Below are 18,547 nucleotides of genomic sequence, written 5' to 3'. Positions count from 1 at the left end.
GCCTGGCCCCTGGCCCGGCGGTCACGATCCTGGCAGGCTCGCCCCGGCTCCGGTCGAGGGCATCCTCTCCCGCACGTCATTCGTCGCGCAGACACGGCCCGGTTCCTCCGGCAGCCGCACATCTTTTGCCCGCAACGCGGTACTGGATAGTTCCGGGCAAGCCAGTCGAAGCCGCTTCGATGACCCCGCGCAAACACGCGAGGGCATGGCGTGGCGCGGCTGCCACGGAGTCCATCCAATGACGATCGAAACCACGCCCTTCGAAGGGCTCGGGCTGTCGCCCGCGTTGCTGCGCGCGCTGACCGACACCAACTACACTACGCCCACGCCGATCCAGGCGCAGGCCATTCCCGCCGCGCTCGCCGGCAATGACATCCTCGGTGCCGCGCAGACCGGTACCGGCAAGACGGCCGCGTTCGGCCTGCCGTTGCTGCAGAAGCTCGCGAAGGAAACGCCGGCCAGGGGCCCGCGCAAGCCGCGCGCGCTGGTGCTGGTGCCCACGCGCGAGCTGGCCGTGCAGGTGGCCGACAGCCTCAAGGCCTATGGCCGCCACCTGAAGCTCAACGTGACCATGGTCTTCGGCGGCGTCGGCATGCAGCCGCAGATCGACAACCTGCGTCGCGGCGTCGACATCCTGGTCGCCTGCCCGGGACGCCTGCTCGACCACCTCGACAGCGGCCACGCCAAGCTCGACGCGGTCGAACTGCTGGTGCTGGACGAAGCCGACCGCATGCTCGACATGGGCTTCCTGCCCTCGATCAAGCGCGTGCTGGCCCGCGTGCCGCAGCAGCGCCAGACCATGCTGTTCTCGGCCACGTTCGAGCCGCGCATCCGTGCCTTGGCGATGGACATGCTGCGCAACCCGACCGAAGTGCAGGTCGCTTCGCAGAACACCATTGCCGACACGATCGTGCATCGCGTGCATCCGGTCGACGCGTCGCGCAAGCGCGACCTGCTGGTCGACATTCTCGCCGCGCGCCACACCGACCAGGTCCTGATCTTCGGCAAGACCAAGCACGGCTGCAATCGCCTGGCCGAGCAGTTGGAGAAGGCCGGCCTGAAGGCGCTCGCCATCCACGGCAACAAGAGCCAGGCGCAGCGGCAGAAGGCGCTGGATGCGTTCAAGTCCGGCAAGGCGCGCATCCTCGTCGCCACCGACGTCGCAGCTCGCGGGCTCGACATCCCCAACCTGCCGCTGGTGATCAACCACGACCTGCCGATGGTGGCCGAGGACTACGTGCACCGCATCGGCCGTACCGGCCGCAACGGTGCGCAGGGCGAGGCGCTGTCGCTGGTGTCGCCGGAAGAGGGCGGCCTGCTGAAGCAGATCCAGCGCATGCTCAAGGCCGACATCCTGATGCAGACGGTGGCCGGGTTCGAACCCAGCCGTCCGATCCGCCTGGATGCCCCGATCCCGAAGAACGGCGGCCAGCAGCGCAAGCCGTCGATGGGTGCGCGTCCGGGCCTGCGCCCGGGCGAGCAGAAGCCCTCCGGCCACCGCGCGCCGCGCAAGCCGGGCAGCCGCGGACACGGCAAGCCGATGGACCGTGGCGCACACGCGCATGCGCATACCGGTGCGAAAAGCGGCAATGGCCCCAGCCGGCAGCGGCAGCGTCACGGCGGCAACAGCGCCTGAGGCGAAGCTCACTACAGGCTAAGGACAGCGAGGGCCGCGACATGCGGCCCTCGCTTGTTACGGGGTCGGTCCCAAGGCGTCGTCATGGCGACGCGGCCGATCCGGGCCGGGGCGGCGGATCGAACGGGATGGTGTCCGGTGCGACCGCGCCGCCGCTGATGATGAAGCTCATCGCCTGGTCGACGGTCCAGTCGGTGGGCGTGAGTTTCTCGACCGGCACGATCTCGAGGTAGCCGGAGGTCGGATTGGGCGTGGTGGGTACGTACACGGCGGCGAGTTCGCGACCGGTGCCGTGTTCGCGGACCACGCGGGTGACGAAGCCGATGGCCTTCATCTCGCGATGCGGGAAGTCCACCAGCACCACGCGCTGGGTGCTGCCGGGCTTGGTCTGCAGGATGTCCAGCAACTTGCGGGCGCTGGAATAGATGGTGCTGGCCAGCGGGACGCGCAGCACCAGCGACTCCACCCACGACAGCATGCGCTGGCCGATCACCCGACGCGCCAGCCAGCCCACGACCAGGATCAGCACCAGTGTCGCCAGCAGCGCGATGGTGGCCTGCACGAACTCGGCGCTGAACCAGCCCAGTGCGTCGGGAGACGCTGCGGCGATCCGCTGCGACAGTGGACCCACCCACGGCCTGCTGACATCGGACAGCAGTGCGAACACGAACTTCACCACCACCCAGGTCAGCCAGATCGGCAGCAGCGTGAGCAGGCCGGTGAGGAACAGGCCTTGCAGGCGGCGCGCAAGGCTGCGGGGGGCGGGCGGCGGGGTCGGCGACATCCGCGGATTGTAGGCGGCAAGGACGCTTCCCGCGGACGAGCGTTCGTCGGGGTCGGCGCCGCCGGTCCGGTCAGGGGTCGCGTACCAGCCGGAAACCCACGTCGTCGTAGCCGCGGGCGGCATCCAGCGATCGCCGCGCGTTGTCGCTGCGCCAGCTGCGCCCGATGGCGTTGCGCTTGCTGCAGTCGCCGGCGCAATCGCTACGCCATTCGGAGACGGCGCGGGCGCCACCGGAGCCGGGCATCAGCGCCGCCTCCGCAGCCGTGGACAGGCGGTGCCGCTTGCCGGTCTGCCGCGACAGCCACTGCGCGTAGGCGCTGGCGTCGTCCCAGGACACGCACACCACGGGGTCGTCGGCGGACTGGTCGAAACCGGGTTGGGTCCAGTCCCGCGGCGACACCACGCGTAGCAGGGAGCCGCGTTCCCGGCATGCCGCCGGCTCGCGCCCGGTGGCGCTGGCGAAACGGGCGTACTCGTCGCGGGTGACCGCGCGGCGCATCGATGCGAACAGGCGATCGCCGTCGCGCAGCATCACCATGTCCCCGATGTCGCGCGCGAAGCGCACCTCCAGGGGTGGCTCGCGCTGGCTGCGCACCTGCAGCCGTGCCACCACGCCATCAGGCAGGTCGTGTTCGCGCGCGAAGGCAACGGCGCGGCTGGCCGTGGCGCGGTCGTCGACGTCGACTGCGCGATCGATGCGCTTGCCCAGTGCCTGTTCGACCTCGCGATGTTGCGCCTGCAGCGGCGCAACCCCGGCGGTGCCAGCCTCGCGCGCCAGTGCAGCGGCGCGGCGCAGCAGTTCAGCAGCGCGTGCGTCAGCGCCGGCGTCGAGTTGGCGCACGCTTTCGCGCGTCAGCGCGGCCATTACGTTGGCGGTCGTGTCCGGCAGCGCGAGATGCGCGCGGTCGCTGCGCCATGCACCGACCAGGCTTTCCACGGCGTTGCCACCGGCTGGCGAGACCAGGCGCCCGGCGCGCAGCTGCTCGCGCACCTCGACCAGCAGGCGATCGACGTCGGACTCCGGTGCCGCGCGATGCATCGATTGCAGCGGGTCGCCATTCGCCGCGCCGGTTTCGCTCCCGCCTGCCGCGCCTGCAGCGACCGCGCTGCCTGTCGGCGTGCCCCTCTCGGGGCCAGGCGTGCCACCCCCCGGCGTGCGCAACGCGAAACCGATGCCTGCAGCGACCAGCAGGCCCACCGGCACCCAGGCGATGCGCGGCATGTGCCTGACGCCGTCGCGCGCCTTGCGCAGGGCGATCGCGAAGCGCGGCGTGCGCTGGCCCACGCGTTGCGGCACCTCGTCCAGCGCGGCCTGCATCTGCTTCGCATCGTGGAAACGCCGCGCCGGCGATTTCGCCATCGCGCGATCCATGAAGCGTTGCCAGTGACGCAACTCGTGCGGCAGCTTCGGTAGCGGGTTCTGCGCATGCATGATCGCCATCGACAGCGCGTCGTCAGCCTGGTAAGGCAGCTCGCCGGTCAGCATTTCCCAGGCCAGCACGCCAACGCTGTACAGATCGGTGCGGTGGTCCACCTGCTGCCCGCGGGCCTGCTCCGGCGACATGTAGGCGGTGCTGCCTACGGCCAGCCCGGTCATGGTCACGCGCGTGCCGTGGCCGCGGCGCAACGCAATGCCGAAGTCGGCCAGCAGCGGGCGATCGGCCTCGTCGAACAGCACGTTTTCAGCCTTGACGTCGCGATGCACCACGCCGCGCGCATGCGCGAACCCCAGCGCCGACAGCAGCGCGCGAAGGATCTCGCGAATGCGCGCGGGATCGTCGCGCAGGTCACGCTGCCCGACATGCCCGCGCGGCAAGTGCGGCATCGAGTACCACGGCAGCCCGTCACGCGTGCGCCCCACCTCATGGATGCCCACGATATGCGGATGCTCAAGCCTCGCGATGGTGCGCGCTTCGTTCTCGAAGCGCCTGCGGCTGACCTCGTCGGCCAGTGCGTCGGGCAGCATCACCTTGATCGCCACCTCGCGCGACAGCGACAGCTGCGTGCCCAGCCAGACGGTAGACATGCCGCCCTGGCCGATCACGCGCGACAGCCGGTACCCGGGAACCTCCGGCGGCGGTCTTGGAGCGTCGGACGCGTGTGGTCTGTTCATTCGGATTCCCCCGGGTGAGGATATACCGCGCCGATACTGCGCGGACGTGAAAGGCATTGGCGTGCGGTCACATCGACACCGGGAGCGGCGTCGTTGGCATGCCACCAATGGAGGGGACGCGCGTGGGAAAGGCGATCGAATGGATCATCAAGGGGATTGTCGGCATGGTCGTGGTGCTGGCGCTGGCATGGGCCGCCGCCCGCGTGGCCGGACCCGGACAGGCACAGCGCGAGGCCCTGGCGCTGCTGGGTGCGCCGTGGCAGCCGGAAGGTGGCAACGCGTTCGGTGCGCTATGGCTGTTGGCGCACGACGTGCCCCCGCACGAGGTGGCCACGCTCGTCGCGGTCGACGCCCATCGCATGCGCCAGGCCGCCGGCCCGGGTGAGGATGGCACCGGTGGCCTCGACGGCTTCGCCACCGAAGCGGCTGCGCGTTTCGCGGACCAGTCGCCCTCAAGCGATGACCGTGCGCTGTTCTGCGAGCCGCGAGGAAGCGATTGCCTGCCGAGGGTGCGCGCCGAACTTGACGCCTACCAGGCCCTCGTCCAGCGCAACGCTTCGCTGCTCGCCCGCATCGATCGGCTTGCAGGCGACGGATATGTCGCCAATCAGCTGCCGTCCCGGATCGATGCCCCGTTCCCGGATTTCGGGTTGCTGCGGCTTGGCGTGACCCGCAACGCCGTGCTGTTCGCACAGGGCGACGTCGACGCTGCCCTGCAGGCGAGCTGCCGCGACATCGACACATGGCGCAGGCTCGGCGGCAACACCGACATGCTGGTCGTACAGATGACGTCGCTTGCCATCGCCGGCGATGCCAACGCACAACTGCTGGCGCAGATGCTGCATGAACTCCCTGCCCACCATCCCGTGCCGGAGATCTGTGCCGTCGCGGTACGGCCTGTGCACGTCGAGGAGCGTTCGGTCTGCCGTGCGATGCGCGGAGAGCTGGCCTTTGCGTCGGGCATGGTGGACATGACGCGCAACGCGCTTGCGGAAGCGGCGAATCCCGTGGAGCGGCTGCTCAGTTCGCTGGTCTACAACGCGCACAAGACGCGCGGCGAGATGGCGCTTGTCTACGGGCAGTCATGCAGCGCCGGGGAGCGTGCGCGCATTGCGTCGGACCTGCCCATCCGGGACGCGGCGCTCCCTCGCCACGGCTGGGCACGGCCGGGGTGTATCGACAACCTGGTGGGTTGCCTGCTGGCCGCGATCGGATCGCCGGCTTATGACGGCTATCGGCATCGCGCACAGGACCTGGGCGCGCGCATGCAGGTGCTGGGCACGCTGCTGTGGCTGCGTGAGCAGGGGACGGGGCCGCGCACCCTTGTCGAGCGTCTCGCCACGCGCCCGGAAGCGCTGCGGAGCCCTGCGCGCGACATCGAGGTGGGTGCCGACGGCCGATCGCTCCGGATCAGGCAGTACGACACCAGCCAGGGCGATTACTGGGAAGTGCCCTTGCCCGATGACGTTGTCGCTCCGTCCGTCGCGGACTGAGCCGTGCTTGCTCGCGGGCGCTTGCGCCGCACGTACACCTGCTTGCGCAGGCGTGCGACGACGTCGCCGCCGGCGTCGGTGACGTCGGTCTCGAACCAGCGCAGCACCTTGTCGCCGGCATCGGCCTGGGTACGAAGGCTGTCGACGACGCCGTCATCAAGGTCGAACGTCGCGACCACCGTGCCCTTGCCGGGTTTCATGAAGTCGATGTGCGCGGCCTTGTCCCAGACGATGTAGTCGCGGCCCAGGCGTTCCTTCACCAGGATCATCCAGAACGGGTCGGTCATCGCGAACAGGCTGCCGCCGAAGTGCGTGCCCACGTAGTTGCGGTTCCAGGGGCGCATCCGCAGTTCCACGCGCGCATGCCGCCAGTCCTCCGACAGGTGGGTGACGTGGATCCCGCCGGCCGCGAACGGCGGCCAGAGGTTGAAGACCCAGCGCAGGGTGGCGGGCGACATGCGTCAGGCCGGGCAGGTCAGAACAGCAGCGCCGACATCTTCCGGCGGTACTGGCCGACCAGCGCCGCGTCGTCGATCACGCGGAATGCATCGATCAGCGCCTTGCGCGGCAGCCCGTCCTCGAAATCACGGTCGATGCGCAGCATCTCCAGGAACTGGGCCAGCGCCGCCTCGTTGCGACCGTCCACCACGTGGTGTGCGCCCAGCAGGTGGCGTGCGCGCAGGTCGTCGGCGTTGGCCGCGATGGCGGCCTCCAGCGTTTCCGGCGCGGGCGCGTCCTTGAGCAGGGCGGCGAAGCCGAGGCGCGCGCGTGCCTTCAGCGCACGATCGTCGGTGGCCAGGTTGGCCGGCAATGCCTCGAGCAGGGTTTCGGCCTCCTGCGCGGCGCCGGTCTGCAGCAAGGCCAGGGCGAGGTCGAGCTTGAGTTCGGCCTTGTCGGGTTCGGCCTCGATGCCGCCACGCAGGCGCTGCACGTCGGCGTGCGGATCGGCGGGCGCGTCGGCTTCGGCAGGGGTTGCCTCGGCCGGCGTCGCGGGCTCGATGCCGTGGTGCTTGAGGAACTCACGCACCTGGCCTTCGGGCAGCGCGCCCTGGAAGCCGTCGACGATCTGCCCGCCCTTGACCAGGAACACGGTGGGGATGGAGCGGATCTGGAAGGCGCCTGCGATCTGCGGCTCGGCTTCGGTATCCACCTTCGCCAGCAGGAAGCCGCCGTGGAAGTCGGCGGCCAGCTTCTCGAGGATCGGGCCGAGGGTCTTGCACGGGCCGCACCACTCGGCCCAGAAGTCCACCAGCACGGGCACCTCCATCGACTTCTGCAGCACGTCGGCCTCGAAGCCGGCGGTGGTGGCATCGAAGACGTGGAGCGTCTGGAGATCGGTGGGCATGGGCATTCCTGCGGCGGGGGACCGGGAGGATGGCGGCGGGGCCGCCGGATTCCAAGCCGATGTCAAAAATACTTGACATGGAAATGGCGCTATGTAAAAAATAACTTACATAAAGTCTGGTGGAGACGACATCATGGGACGACTCGCGTGGATTGGCCTGCTGGTGCTGGCAGGGCTTTCGCTGTGGCTGCTGATGGGGAGTGGCCGCGTGTTCGGCATCGATCCCGGCGCAATCGGCATGACCCTGCTGGTTGCCACCACGTGGGGCGCGTTGCACCGGTTGTCCTCGGTGCCGCAGGGCGAGTTCGAGCGCGGTGTATCGCCGGGCGAATGGAAGGCGTGGATCGGGCTGGGGTTCATGGTGGCGGCCACCCTTTATTTCGCGACCCGCCTGCATGGCGTGGCGGGAGGGGACGTCTTCGATGCGCCGGTGCCGCGTGACGTCGCGCGCAACCTCGTGCTGCTGCTGGTGGCCTGGATCGTGCTGTCGCAGGTGGTGGCGTCGCGCTGGGCCGGGCGCGTGCAGGCCGACGAGCGCGACCGGCGGATCGAGGCGCAGGCCGGCGACTGGGGGCGCACGGCGATGGTGTTCGTGGTGATTGGCCTGGCCGTGCTGTTCGGGTTCTCGCCCGCCGAGCGGCTGCAGTGGGCCACGCACGCGATGATCGCCAACCTGCTGGTGTTCGCACTGCTGTGGGGTTGGCTGGTGGAGCACGCGGCGATGGCGTGGATGTACGCGTGGGATCGACGGAGGAACGCGGCATGAGTGGAATGCGTGATGCCATTGCGCCGGGGTTCGGCGAACGCTTTGCCCTGAATTCGACCTGGGGCCTTGCAGGCCTCGGCGCCTTCTGCGCGATCGCGGTCGTGAAGCAGGGTTCCCTGTTCTCGTTCATCGCGGTGCTTCTGGTCTTGTTTCTGTCCCACTGGTTCCGGCGACGCGCAATGCATGACCAACAGCGACGCAACGAGGCCATGGAGGACGAGCGCGACTCCGCGATCGCTTCGCGCGGCGATCGGGCGTTTCGAGTGACGGCCAGCATCGGTATCGTCGCGCTGGCTCTCGCTCTGGCGATCCCGGCAATGCGCGGGCCGCTGCTCGAGGTGGCGTTGCGCTTGCCGGGCGTACTGTTGCTGGCGCTGATCGCGGCGAACCTTGTGGGCCATGTCGTGGTGGCGCATGCCTATGTGCGGGAGCGCCGGTGACCGGCACGCCGCTGTCCAACGACATCCGTCGCCTGCGTTTCGAGCGCGGCGAGATGACGCAGCAACAGCTGGCGGACGCCTGCCAGGTCACGCGGCAGACGATCATCGCGCTGGAGGCGGGGCGCTATGCGCCCTCGCTGGAACTGGCGTTCCGCATCGCGCGCGCATTCGGCGTGGGCGTGGAAGAGGTGTTTCGATGGGAGGACGCATGAATCGCACGACGTTCCGTCTCGCCATCCTGGCAGGGCTGGTGTTCCTCTGTTCGCTGTTCGCCATCGGTGCGCAATGGGCGCCGTTCTCGCACGCTGCACACCCCGTGGCGTTCGCGGGCATGCGCGGCGTGCCCGGCGCGGCGCTGTTCAACGGCATGGTGTTCGTGTTGCCAGGCCTGTTGCTGGTGCTGGGGGGTGGCCGGTTGCGCGCCGCATTGCCGGTGCAAACGCGTTGGCAGCCGCGGATCGGTGCCACGCTGTTGATGCTGTCGGCCATGGCTTTCGCGGCGCAGGGACTGTTGCCACTCGATCCGGAGGACATCGACGCCGGCACCAGCAGCCTGCATGCCACGGCGTGGACGGTGTGGTGGATCGCATTCGCCACCGGCGCAGTGCTCTACGCCCGCGCCAGCCTGGTGGAGCATCTGGTCGCGGTGGGCGCAGTGCTGCTGGTGCTCTTGATCACGTTGTTCGGACGCGAGTGGATGCCCGCTGGCATCGCGCAGCGGGTCGCGTTCTCCGTGTGGTTTGGGTGGTTCGTTTACGCGGCGTGGTGCGAGCGGCGTTAAGTGTGTATCAGTCGAGGGCTAACAGATCCTGGTGGCACGGAACGAACACCCGCATCTGTGCCATATCAAAGGTTGCCGGCTTCCGGCGAGGTCCTTGCTGGTCCACTGCGAAGCTAACGGCGAAGCCGGTAAAGGCAAGAGCGTTCCGCCCGCAGGCGGGCGGGTTACTTTCTTTGCTTGCACACTGCGAAGCGAACGGCGAAGCCGGTCAAGAAAGTAACCAAAGAAATGCCTTTCCCCGACGGAGCTCACGTCTCAGGTTGTATTCGACGGGATTTTTCGACAGGACATCCGTGTCCTGTCGAAAAACGGCTGGCATCCGTGCCAGCCGCCCTCCGGGTCTTCCAGCAACATTGTTGCTGGACGTGAGGAAAGAGCGCCACGCTTGTTGTTCCGGATATCGCCGGGAAGTAGCTTTCGGAGCTCGTTTGCCGAATCCAGGAGTTTCCGTTGGTCCGATGGTGCAATCTGCTCTATCTCATGGATGCCCCCGGCCAGCCGCGAGCCTTCGCGGGCATGTCGCAACAATCGCTCCGGATTGTTGGACTGAAGGCAAGCTCGCGTCGAGCGCTGCGCGCGGTCAACCGTGCCGAAGCTTCAATCCCAGGATCACCGCCGCCAGCACGAACGTGATCGCGTTGGCGATGATCATCGGCCACGAATCCAGCGCGATGCCGTAGCCGAACCAGCACACGATGCCCAGGGTGAACACGACGTACATGCCCAGCGAGATGCCGCGGGTGTCGCGCGTGCGGATGGTCTTCACCGCCTGCGGCACGAACGCCAGCGTCGTCAGCGTCGCCGCGGCGTAGCCCATCCACTCCAGGTTCATTCCGCCTCCGGCCGGCGATAGACCTTGCCGTCCTTCATCACGAAGTCGACGTTCATCACCGCAGTGATGTCCGCCACCGGGTCGCCGGGCAGGGCGATGATGTCGGCGCGCTTGCCGGCCTCGATCACGCCCTGGTCGTCCACGCCCAGCACCGTGGCCGCGTGCACGGTGGCCGCTTGCAGGGCATACGCCGGCGGAATCCCGGCCTCCACCATGTAGATGAACTCGCGCGCGTTGTCGCCGTGCGGGCCGACGCCCTGGTCGGTGCCGAAGGCGATCTTCACGCCACCGCGGTAGGCGCGTGCGGCGGTGTCCTGGATCTGCGCGCCGATGGTCGCGGCCTTGGGCCGCACGATCTCGGGGAAGTAGCCCGGTTCCTTCGCCTTGTCGGCGACGAAACGACCGGCGTAGATGGTCGGCACGTACCAGGTGCCGTGCTGGCGCATCAGCCGCATCACCTCGTCGGTCATGTGGGTGCCGTGCTCGATGCTGGTCACCCCGGCCACCACGGCGCGCTTCATGCCCTCGGTGCCGTGGGCATGCGCAGCCACGGCGTAACCGTAGTCGCGCGCGGTGTCGACCACGGCCTTGATCTCGTCCTCGGTGAACTGTGGCGCGTCGCCGGAACGCGCGTAGCTGAGCACGCCGCCGGTGGCGGTGATCTTGATCACGTCGCTGCCGTCCTTGTAGCGCTGGCGCACGGCCTGGCGCGCGTCGTCGACGGAATTGATCACGCCCTCGGTGGGTCCGGGCGGGCCCATCAGGTGCGACAGCATCGAGTTGTAGCCGTTGGTGGGATCGGCATGGCCGCCGGTGGTGGCGATGGACTTGCCGGCGGCGAAGATACGGGGGCCGTCGACCAGCCCCTGGTTGATTGCGTCGCGCAGGTGCGGCGTGACTTCGCCCCCCAGGTCGCGGACGGTGGTGAAGCCCGCCATCAGGGTCTTTTCGGCATAACCGACGGCGCGGAAGGCGTAGTCGACCGGGTCCAGCCGGAAGCCCTCCGAATAGCTCGCCGGACTGGATTGCGAGCCCAGGTGCACGTGCAGGTCGGTCCAGCCGGGCAGGCAGGTGCGGCCAGCGAGCACGATCGACCGGGTGCCGTCGGGCAGTCGGGCGCGACCGGGCTGGACCGAACGGATGCGTCCGTCCTCGACCACGACGGTGTGCTCGCCCAGCACGCGACCGCTGCGGGCATCGAACAGGCGCTCGCAGTGGAGGGCGACCGGGTCGGCGGCGAAGGCGGGCAGGGTGGTGGACAGCAGCAGGCAGGCGGCGGTGCGGCGCATCGGCGGATTCCTTCGGTACCCCGGGGATTCGAGGCGGCATCATAGGCCCTCGCATGGCGGGCGATGGTGCGCTGCGGTAGGCTTCCCGGTCTTCCTTTCGCCCAAGACGTCCCGTGTCCGCATCGCCTGCCAGCCCCGAGCCCGCCTACCAGCCCGCCCCCGTCGAAGCCGCTGCGCAGCGCTTCTGGGATGCGACCCGCGCCTTCGAGGTGGCCGAGCAGCCGGACAAGCCGAAGTTCTTCTGCCTGTCGATGTTGCCGTACCCGTCCGGTGCGCTGCACATGGGCCACGTGCGCAACTACACCATCGGCGACGTGATCAGCCGCTACCAGCGCATGACCGGCAGGAACGTGCTGCAGCCGATGGGCTGGGACGCGTTCGGCCTGCCCGCCGAGAACGCCGCGATCAGGAACAACACCGCGCCGGCGAAGTGGACCTACGCCAACATCGACCACATGCGCGCGCAGCTGAAGTCGCTGGGTTACGCGATCGACTGGAGCCGTGAGTTCGCAACCTGCTCGCCTGACTACTACGTGCACGAGCAGCGCATGTTCACGCGCCTGATGAAAAGGGGCCTGGCCTACCGGCGCAACTCGGTGGTCAACTGGGATCCGGTGGACCAGACGGTGCTGGCCAACGAACAGGTGATCGACGGGCGCGGCTGGCGCAGTGGCGCGGTGGTGGAGAAGCGCGAGATTCCGCAGTGGTTCCTGAAGATCACCGATTACGCGCAGGAGCTGCTGGACGGCCTGGACACGTTGGACGGCTGGCCGGAATCGGTGCGCACCATGCAGCGCAACTGGATCGGTCGCAGCGAGGGCCTGGAATTTTCGTTCAAGGTCGACGGCGAAGATGCGCCGTTGTCGGTCTACACCACGCGCCCCGACACGCTGATGGGCGTGACCTTCATCAGTATCGCGGGCGAACACCCGCTGGCGCTCAAGGCCGCCGAATCGAATCCCGAACTGGCCGCCTTCCTCGCCGACCTCAAGCAGGGCGGCGTGTCCGAAGCCGAGCTGGAAACACAGGACAAGCGCGGCATGGCCACCGGCCTGTGGGCGATCCATCCGGTCACGGGCGAAGACGTGCCGATCTATGTCGCCAACTTCGTGCTGATGGGCTATGGCACGGGTGCGGTGATGGCGGTGCCGGCACACGACCAGCGCGACTGGGAGTTCGCCAAGGCCTACGGGCTGCCGGTGCGCCCGGTGGTGGTGCCGGCCGCAGTGCGTGACGCGCTGAAGGAAGTGGCCGGCGACGTAGCGCACGATGCCGACCCGTTCCAGGCAGCGCTCGCCGGCGGTTCGGTGGATGCCTACGACACCGCTGCGGCGGTCGCGGTGGTACGCGCGTATCTCGACGGCATCGAGCAGCAGGGCGCGTTCACCGAGCGCGGGTTCCTGATCAATTCCGGTGAGTACAGCGGCTACGACTTCGATCGCGCATTCGATGCGCTCGCCGCGCGCTTCGAGGCGGACGGTGTCGGCAGCCGCAAGGTCAACTTCCGGCTGCGCGACTGGGGCGTGAGCCGCCAGCGCTACTGGGGTTGCCCGATCCCGGTCATCTACTGCGACGATTGCGGCGCAGTGCCGGTGCCGGAAGACCAGTTGCCGGTGGTGTTGCCGGAGGACGTCGCGTTCAGCGGCGTGCAGTCGCCGATCAAGGCCGACCCCGAATGGCGCAAGACCACCTGCCCGCAGTGCGGCAAGCCGGCCGAACGCGAGACCGACACCTTCGACACCTTCATGGAGTCGAGCTGGTACTACGCGCGCTACACCTCGCCGGGCGCGGCCGACATGGTCGACGACCGTGCGAAGTACTGGACGCCGGTGGACCAGTACATCGGGGGCATCGAACATGCGATCCTGCACCTGCTGTACTTCCGCTTCTACCACAAGCTGCTGCGCGACGAAGGCCTGGTGGACAGCGACGAGCCGGCGACGCGCCTGCTCACGCAGGGCATGGTGATCGCCGACACCTATTATCGCGAACAGGCCAACGGCGGCAAGGAATGGTTCAACCCCGCCGACGTGGACGTGGTGCGCGACGACAAGGGCCGCGTGACCGGCGCCGCGCTGCGCACCGATGGCCAGCCGGTGCGGATCGGCGGCGTCGAGAAGATGTCGAAGTCGAAGAACAATGGCGTCGACCCCCAGTCGATGATCGACAAGTACGGCGCCGATACCGTGCGCCTGTTCTCGATGTTCGCCTCGCCGCCCGACCAGTCGCTGGAGTGGAACGAGGCCGGCGTGGAAGGCATGGCGCGGTTCCTGCGCCGGCTGTGGGCGCAGGTGCAGAAGCATGTCGAGTCCGGGTCGGTGGTGGGTGCGTTCGATCCGGCATCGGCGACGGCGGCGCAAAAGGCGCTGCGCCGGCAGCTGCACGAGACCATCCAGAAGGTCGGCGACGATTACGGCCGCCGCCACAGTTTCAACACCGCGATCGCGTCGGTGATGGAGCTGCTGAATGCGCTGGCGAAGTCCGATGATGCTTCCGCCAACGGGGTGGCGCTGCGTCAGGAAGCCTTCTCGGCGATCGTGCTGCTGCTCAACCCGATCACCCCGCACGCCAGCCACGCGCTGTGGCAAGTACTGGGCCACGCCGAGACGCTGCTGGAGGACGTGCCGTTCCCGCAGGCCGACACGGACGCACTGGTGCGCGATGCGGTGACCCTGGCGGTGCAGGTCAACGGCAAGCTGCGCGGCACGATCGAGGTTGCCGTCGACCTGCCGCGCGAGGCCATCGAGGCCGCGGCCCTGGCCGAGCCGAACGTGCAGGCCTTCCTGGCCGGCCTGTCGGTGCGCAAGGTGATCGTGGTGCCGGGCAAGATCGTCAACGTGGTGGCCGGCTGAATGCCGGGCCGCGTCCCGCTTGCCCGCCCGCGCGCCCTCGGCCAGACTTCGCCCATGAAACGACTGCCCACGGCCTTCGTCGCCGCCTGCCTGCTGCTCCTGTCCGCCTGCGGCTTCCAGTTGCGCGACGCGCTGGTGCTGCCGACCGGCCTCGAAGAGGTGCGGGTGACGGCTACTGACCCCTACAGTCCGCTCGCCCAGTCGCTCGAGCGCGCGCTGGTGCAGGCAGGAGCCGACGTGGTGGGCGCGGATGACCGGCGCCGCGTTGCGTCGCTCAACGTGCTCTCCGAGCGCTGGGCCGACAGGCCCTTGAGCATCGACCAGTTCGCCCGGGCGCAGGAGTTCACCATGCAGTACGCGGTGGTCTTTTCGCTGACTGATGCGAATGGCGACGTCTTGGTGCCACAGCAAGTGGTCGAGATGGGGCGCGACTACATCGCCCCGCCGCAGGATGCGACGGGCACCGCGACCGAACGCGAGCTGTTGACCCGCGAAATGCAGCGCGAGATGACCGCATCGATCCTGCGCCGCATCGACGCGGCCTCGCGGGACGTCCGGTCGCCGTAGTGGCCCATATCGGTATGGTGCAGTGGAACTGACGCCGGAACGGCTGCCGGCGCAACTGGCCGCCGAGCCGTTGCGGCCCGCCTATCTGATCGCAGGTCCCGAGCCGCTGCGCGTGCTGGAAGCCGCCGATGCCGTGCGTGCGCGCGCGAAGGAGGCCGGCTACGCCGAACGCGAGGTGTTCGACGCGGATGGGCGCGACTTCGACTGGAACTCCCTCGATGCGACATTCCGCGCGCCCAGCCTGTTCGCCTCGCAGCGCCTGATCGAGGTCCGCCTGCCCACCGCCAAGCCCGGCAAGGAAGGCGCACAAGTGATCGCTGGCTACTGCGCCGACCCGCAGCCGGACATCGTGCTGCTGGTCACCGGCGGCGAATGGAGTCGGCAGCACGGCGGCAAGTGGAGCGATGCGATCGGCAAGCTCGGGCACGTCGTGGTGGCCAACCCGGTACGTCCGCATGAGCTGCCCGGGTGGATCGAAGCCCGCCTCCGCAGCCGCGGCCTGCGCGCCGATCGCGACGCCGTGCAACGCCTGGCCGAACGCGTCGAAGGCAACCTGCTGGCCGCCGCGCAGGAGATCGACAAGCTGGCGCTGCTGGCCGACGGGCAACCCCTGGATGCTGCACGCATGGAGGCATTGGTGGCCGATGCCGCACGCTACGACGTGTTCCGCCTGGTCGATGCCGCGCTCAACGGCCAGCCGGCGCAGGTGTCGCGCATGCTCGCGGGACTGCGCGCCGAAGGGCAGGCGGTGTTCGCGCTGATGGGCATGATCGTGATGGAATTGCAGCGCGTGGCGGCGCTGGCGCGCGTGCAGGAACGTGGCGGCAACCTCGCCGCCGAGTTCAAGGCGCAGCGCGTCTGGGATTCGAAGCAGGCGGTGTATCGCCGTGCATTGCAGCGGCACCCGGCGTCGCGCTGGCAGCGGCTGGTGGCTGAGGCGGGGCGGGTGGACCGGATCGCCAAGGGCCGGTTCCGCATCGGCGAGGAGTCCGACGATGCCTGGCAGGTGCTGGAACGCCTGCTGCTGACCGTCGCCGAGCCGAAGGCAGCGGCGCTGCTGGCGTCGTGACGCTGCGCCTCGTGTCCTTGAGGATGGACCCCAACGTTCTTCGTCATCCCCCCGCACGCCGCGACCCAGTGGTCTTCTCCTGCCATGCAGGCCACCGCCACTCTCTTCCGTTGCGTCGCCGGATCCCGGCTTTGACCGGAGTGGCACGCGTGCATCCGGGCGTAGCGTCGCCGTGACCGCATCCGGCACATTGCGGCTCTACTACGGCGGCACCTTCGATCCGGTGCACGAAGGTCATCTTGCGATCGCGCGTGCCGCGCGCGACGCATTGCATTGCCCGGTGCGCATGATGCCCGCCGCCGATCCACCGCATCGCGCGCCGCCGGGTGCCGATGCCGTGCAGCGTGCGGAGATGCTGGCGCTGGCCATCGGAAATGAGGATGGCCTGTGCGTGGATCGTCGCGAGCTGCAGCGTGATGGCCCCAGCTATACCGTCGAGACGCTGCGTGGCCTGCGTGCGGCGTACGGGAATGCGGCTCCGCTGGCGCTGCTGATCGGTGCCGACAGCCTGCTTGGGCTGCCGGCCTGGCGGGAGTGGCGCGCGCTGTTCGAGCTGGCCCATTTCGTCGTCGCAGACCGACCGGGCAATGACCTCGCCCGGCTGCCGGTTGGTGAGCTCGCCGAGGCGATGGATGGTCGATGGACGCAAGCCCCCGCCGACCTGCAGGCCGCGCCTGCAGGCCGCGCCTACAGGCTGTCGCAGCCGCTGCATCCTGGTTCGGCCACCGAAGTGCGTGCGCGCATCGCCGCGGGCGAGCCGCTGCATGGCTGGGTGGCGGACGCGGTCGCCGACTACATCCGCCAGCACGGCCTCTACGGCGCGCCCCTGCACGGGCTGCCGACACCCCCTCCGCTATAATCCATTCGCAACCGCCAGAGCCATCCGCCCTTGACCAGTCCAGCCCAAGTCATCAAGACCCGCCTTCCCAACCCGCCACCGCCGGTGGATGTCCTGCTCCAGTCGGTCCATGGAGCGCTCGAGGAACTCAAGGCGAAAGACACCGTCGAGATCGACGTGCGCGGCAGGACCAGCGTCTGCGACTACATGGTGGTCGTATCCGGCACCTCGACCCGGCACGTGAAGTCGATTGCGGACGAGGTGGTGAAGAACGCCAAGCAGCTCGACTGCCAGCCACTGGGCGTGGAAGGCGAGCGCGAGGCCGAATGGGTGCTGGTGGACCTGGGTGACGTCGTGGTCCACGTGATGTTGCCGCGCGTGCGCGAGTTCTACGCGCTGGAACGGCTGTGGACGGTGGGCGACCAGCCGCCGGAAGACGTTTCCCCGGACGAAGACCGCGGCTGAGCCAGGCGGCGACCATTGGACGGCCGCTGGGAGTTCTATTTCCTGCTTGTCGGCGACCAGCCGGCGTCGATCTTCGTCGACCTCGCCCGCATCGACCATGCGCCGTTGGCCGGGTTCCCGGTCATGGCCCATGTGAGCGTCGAAATGCGACAGCCGAGGGAGGACGGATTGTCGAGCGCCGAGGAGTTCGACGAGCTCGTCATGCTCGAAAATACCCTGATCCAGGCGCTCGAAAGAGCCGGTGACGCCATCTACGTCGGGCGCAATACGTCGTCGGGACGCCGGGACTTCTATTTTTATGCGCGCGAGGGTATCGGTTGGGATGCACGCGTTGCCGTGGAGATGGCGCGTGCGCCGGCATACCGCTACGAATCAGGCCAGTGTGCGGATGCGGGCTGGTCCGTGTACCGGGAGTTCCTGTATCCCGGTCCGGTGGAACTCCAGCGCATCGGCAATCGCTCGGTCTGCGATGCGCTCGAACGCGAGGGCGATGACCTGGAGGAGGCCCGTGAGATCGATCACTGGGCCTACTTCCCGGACGCGTCGCGTCGGAATGCTTTCGTTGCCGACGCTGTCGGGCTGGGTTACGCGCTGAGGGAACGCCACGACAGCGGAGACGTCGAGGGGGAAAAGTTCATGGCGCGCGTGTTTCGCAAGGACGCCCCCGCGCATGCTGCCATCGACGATATCTGCTTGCCGCTGCATGATCTGGCGCAAGAGCACGATGGCCGTTACGACGGCTGGGAATGCGAGATCGTGCGCGCGAACGCGGCACCCCTGCAGTGAAGGCACGCCTTGTCGCTGTCGGCGAACGTGCGCCGGCGTGGGTGGCCCAGGGATTCGCCGAATACCAGAAGCGGTTGTCGCACTGGCTGCCGCTTGAACTGGTCGAGATCGAACCTGGCGTGCGCGGCAAGGGCCGCGATGCGGTGCGTGCGATGCACGACGAAGGCACGCGGGTGCTGGAGGCGTTGCCGAAGAACGCCTGGGTGGTCGCGCTCGATGGCCGCGGCAGGTCGCACTCCTCGGAACAGCTGTCGCAGCGGCTGGAGCACTGGCGCGGGCAGGGCCGCGACCTGGCCTTCCTGATCGGCGGCCCGGAAGGGCATGCGTCGGGCGTGCTGGCGCGCGCAGACGAGCAATGGTCGCTCGGGCCGATGACCTTGCCGCACATGCTGGTGCGACTGGTGCTGGCCGAACAGCTCTATCGCGCGGCGGCGATGCTGGCCAACCATCCCTACCACCGCGCCTGATCCGGCGGGGACGCGGAAAAACAG

The 18,547-nt window shown here is 68.6% G+C and carries 19 protein-coding genes; 13 read left to right on the top strand and 6 right to left on the bottom strand.

Annotated features, from left to right (window positions below):
* Positions 1–238 precede the first annotated feature (238 nt).
* Positions 239–1,636, top strand: coding sequence for a DEAD/DEAH box helicase (locus E2F46_RS05895; RefSeq protein WP_133321160.1), 1,398 nt, complete (start codon positions 239–241; stop codon positions 1,634–1,636).
* A gap of 82 nt (positions 1,637–1,718) precedes the next feature.
* Here the strand turns inward: E2F46_RS05895 and E2F46_RS05890 are convergent, their stop codons facing one another.
* Together E2F46_RS05890 and E2F46_RS05885 are read right to left on the bottom strand one after the other, a co-directional pair.
* Complete coding sequence (locus E2F46_RS05890; protein WP_133321159.1) at positions 1,719–2,420, bottom strand: DUF502 domain-containing protein; 702 nt, start codon at positions 2,418–2,420, stop codon at positions 1,719–1,721.
* Between the two features lie 70 nt (positions 2,421–2,490).
* On the bottom strand, positions 2,491–4,533 hold the full coding sequence (locus E2F46_RS05885) for a bifunctional serine/threonine-protein kinase/formylglycine-generating enzyme family protein (protein WP_165967358.1): 2,043 nt from the start codon (positions 4,531–4,533) through the stop codon (positions 2,491–2,493).
* Between the two features lie 122 nt (positions 4,534–4,655).
* Here E2F46_RS05885 and E2F46_RS05880 point away from each other — a divergent pair, with 122 nt between their 5' ends.
* Positions 4,656–6,026, top strand: a complete 1,371-nt coding sequence (locus E2F46_RS05880; protein WP_133321157.1) for a hypothetical protein — start codon at positions 4,656–4,658, stop codon at positions 6,024–6,026.
* Here E2F46_RS05880 and E2F46_RS05875 read toward each other — a convergent pair.
* Together E2F46_RS05875 and trxA are read right to left on the bottom strand one after the other, a co-directional pair.
* Positions 5,972–6,484: a DUF4442 domain-containing protein gene (locus E2F46_RS05875; RefSeq protein ID WP_133321156.1), complete on the bottom strand. Its 513-nt coding sequence runs from the start codon at positions 6,482–6,484 to the stop codon at positions 5,972–5,974. The two genes, E2F46_RS05880 and E2F46_RS05875, sit on opposite strands and share 55 nt — an antisense overlap.
* Before the next feature lie 17 nt (positions 6,485–6,501).
* Positions 6,502–7,371 (bottom strand): thioredoxin, encoded by an 870-nt coding sequence (gene trxA, locus E2F46_RS05870; protein ID WP_133321155.1) that lies wholly within the window; start codon positions 7,369–7,371, stop codon positions 6,502–6,504.
* 133 nt (positions 7,372–7,504) lie between these two features.
* On the opposite strand from trxA, the gene E2F46_RS05865 reads away from it, so the two are divergent.
* From E2F46_RS05865 to E2F46_RS05850, 4 genes are read left to right on the top strand one after another with little or no spacing between them, the layout of a single operon-like run.
* A complete protein-coding gene (locus E2F46_RS05865; RefSeq protein WP_133321154.1) occupies positions 7,505–8,137 on the top strand; it encodes a hypothetical protein in 633 nt (210 codons plus the stop codon).
* The gene (locus tag E2F46_RS05860; RefSeq protein WP_133321153.1) at positions 8,134–8,577 is read left to right on the top strand and encodes a hypothetical protein; all 444 of its coding nucleotides are present in this window, start codon (positions 8,134–8,136) and stop codon (positions 8,575–8,577) included. Before E2F46_RS05865 ends, E2F46_RS05860 begins: the two co-directional genes overlap by 4 nt.
* Positions 8,574–8,789, top strand: coding sequence for a helix-turn-helix transcriptional regulator (locus tag E2F46_RS05855; protein ID WP_133321152.1), 216 nt, complete (start codon positions 8,574–8,576; stop codon positions 8,787–8,789). The genes E2F46_RS05860 and E2F46_RS05855 overlap by 4 nt, the downstream gene beginning before the upstream one ends.
* Positions 8,786–9,358: a DUF998 domain-containing protein gene (locus E2F46_RS05850; protein WP_165967357.1), complete on the top strand. Its 573-nt coding sequence runs from the start codon at positions 8,786–8,788 to the stop codon at positions 9,356–9,358. Before E2F46_RS05855 ends, E2F46_RS05850 begins: the two co-directional genes overlap by 4 nt.
* 580 nt (positions 9,359–9,938) lie before the next feature.
* Here the strand turns inward: E2F46_RS05850 and E2F46_RS05845 are convergent.
* Positions 9,939–10,190 (bottom strand): SemiSWEET transporter, encoded by a 252-nt coding sequence (locus tag E2F46_RS05845; RefSeq protein WP_133321150.1) that lies wholly within the window; start codon positions 10,188–10,190, stop codon positions 9,939–9,941.
* Entirely contained in the window at positions 10,187–11,479 is a 1,293-nt protein-coding gene (locus E2F46_RS05840) for a metal-dependent hydrolase family protein (protein ID WP_133321149.1), read from the bottom strand. Before E2F46_RS05840 ends, E2F46_RS05845 begins: the two co-directional genes overlap by 4 nt.
* 113 nt (positions 11,480–11,592) lie before the next feature.
* Here E2F46_RS05840 and leuS point away from each other — a divergent pair, with 113 nt between their 5' ends.
* The 7 genes from leuS to rlmH all read left to right on the top strand — a co-directional run bounded on the left by leuS (position 11,593) and on the right by rlmH (position 18,523).
* Positions 11,593–14,331, top strand: a complete 2,739-nt coding sequence (leuS, locus tag E2F46_RS05835) for a leucine--tRNA ligase (RefSeq protein WP_133321148.1) — start codon at positions 11,593–11,595, stop codon at positions 14,329–14,331.
* A gap of 54 nt (positions 14,332–14,385) precedes the next feature.
* Positions 14,386–14,898 (top strand): LPS-assembly lipoprotein LptE, encoded by a 513-nt coding sequence (locus E2F46_RS05830; protein ID WP_165967356.1) that lies wholly within the window; start codon positions 14,386–14,388, stop codon positions 14,896–14,898.
* 22 nt (positions 14,899–14,920) lie between these two features.
* On the top strand, positions 14,921–15,967 hold the full coding sequence (holA, locus tag E2F46_RS05825; protein ID WP_133321146.1) for a DNA polymerase III subunit delta: 1,047 nt from the start codon (positions 14,921–14,923) through the stop codon (positions 15,965–15,967).
* 172 nt (positions 15,968–16,139) lie between these two features.
* On the top strand, positions 16,140–16,826 hold the full coding sequence (gene nadD / locus E2F46_RS05820) for a nicotinate-nucleotide adenylyltransferase (RefSeq protein WP_133321145.1): 687 nt from the start codon (positions 16,140–16,142) through the stop codon (positions 16,824–16,826).
* A 30-nt stretch (positions 16,827–16,856) separates the two neighbouring features.
* Positions 16,857–17,270, top strand: a complete 414-nt coding sequence (rsfS, locus tag E2F46_RS05815; RefSeq protein ID WP_133321144.1) for a ribosome silencing factor — start codon at positions 16,857–16,859, stop codon at positions 17,268–17,270.
* Between the two features lie 15 nt (positions 17,271–17,285).
* A complete protein-coding gene (locus E2F46_RS05810; protein WP_133321143.1) occupies positions 17,286–18,056 on the top strand; it encodes a DUF695 domain-containing protein in 771 nt (256 codons plus the stop codon).
* Positions 18,053–18,523, top strand: a complete 471-nt coding sequence (rlmH, locus tag E2F46_RS05805) for a 23S rRNA (pseudouridine(1915)-N(3))-methyltransferase RlmH (RefSeq protein WP_133321142.1) — start codon at positions 18,053–18,055, stop codon at positions 18,521–18,523. The genes E2F46_RS05810 and rlmH overlap by 4 nt, the downstream gene beginning before the upstream one ends.
* The last annotated feature ends 24 nt before the right edge of the window (positions 18,524–18,547 follow it).

Source organism: Luteimonas aestuarii, from assembly GCF_004357985.1.
GTDB classification, from domain to species: Bacteria; Pseudomonadota; Gammaproteobacteria; order Xanthomonadales; family Xanthomonadaceae; genus Luteimonas; species Luteimonas aestuarii.
The sequence above is the reverse complement of the archived record's forward strand: the minus strand, read 5'-3'. Positions and strand labels throughout refer to the sequence as shown.

Bases quoted from the DNA above. Each gene is read 5' to 3' on its own strand.
- E2F46_RS05895 (WP_133321160.1), top strand. From the start codon at position 239: ATGACGATCGAAACCACGCCCTTCGAAGGGCTCGGGCTGTCGCCCGCG.
- E2F46_RS05890 (WP_133321159.1), bottom strand. From the start codon at position 2,420: ATGTCGCCGACCCCGCCGCCCGCCCCCCGCAGCCTTGCGCGCCGCCTG.
- E2F46_RS05885 (WP_165967358.1), bottom strand. From the start codon at position 4,533: ATGAACAGACCACACGCGTCCGACGCTCCAAGACCGCCGCCGGAGGTT.
- E2F46_RS05875 (WP_133321156.1), bottom strand. From the start codon at position 6,484: ATGTCGCCCGCCACCCTGCGCTGGGTCTTCAACCTCTGGCCGCCGTTC.
- trxA (WP_133321155.1), bottom strand. From the start codon at position 7,371: ATGCCCACCGATCTCCAGACGCTCCACGTCTTCGATGCCACCACCGCC.
- E2F46_RS05865 (WP_133321154.1), top strand. From the start codon at position 7,505: ATGGGACGACTCGCGTGGATTGGCCTGCTGGTGCTGGCAGGGCTTTCG.
- E2F46_RS05860 (WP_133321153.1), top strand. From the start codon at position 8,134: ATGAGTGGAATGCGTGATGCCATTGCGCCGGGGTTCGGCGAACGCTTT.
- E2F46_RS05850 (WP_165967357.1), top strand. From the start codon at position 8,786: ATGAATCGCACGACGTTCCGTCTCGCCATCCTGGCAGGGCTGGTGTTC.
- E2F46_RS05845 (WP_133321150.1), bottom strand. From the start codon at position 10,190: ATGAACCTGGAGTGGATGGGCTACGCCGCGGCGACGCTGACGACGCTG.
- E2F46_RS05840 (WP_133321149.1), bottom strand. From the start codon at position 11,479: ATGCGCCGCACCGCCGCCTGCCTGCTGCTGTCCACCACCCTGCCCGCC.
- E2F46_RS05830 (WP_165967356.1), top strand. From the start codon at position 14,386: ATGAAACGACTGCCCACGGCCTTCGTCGCCGCCTGCCTGCTGCTCCTG.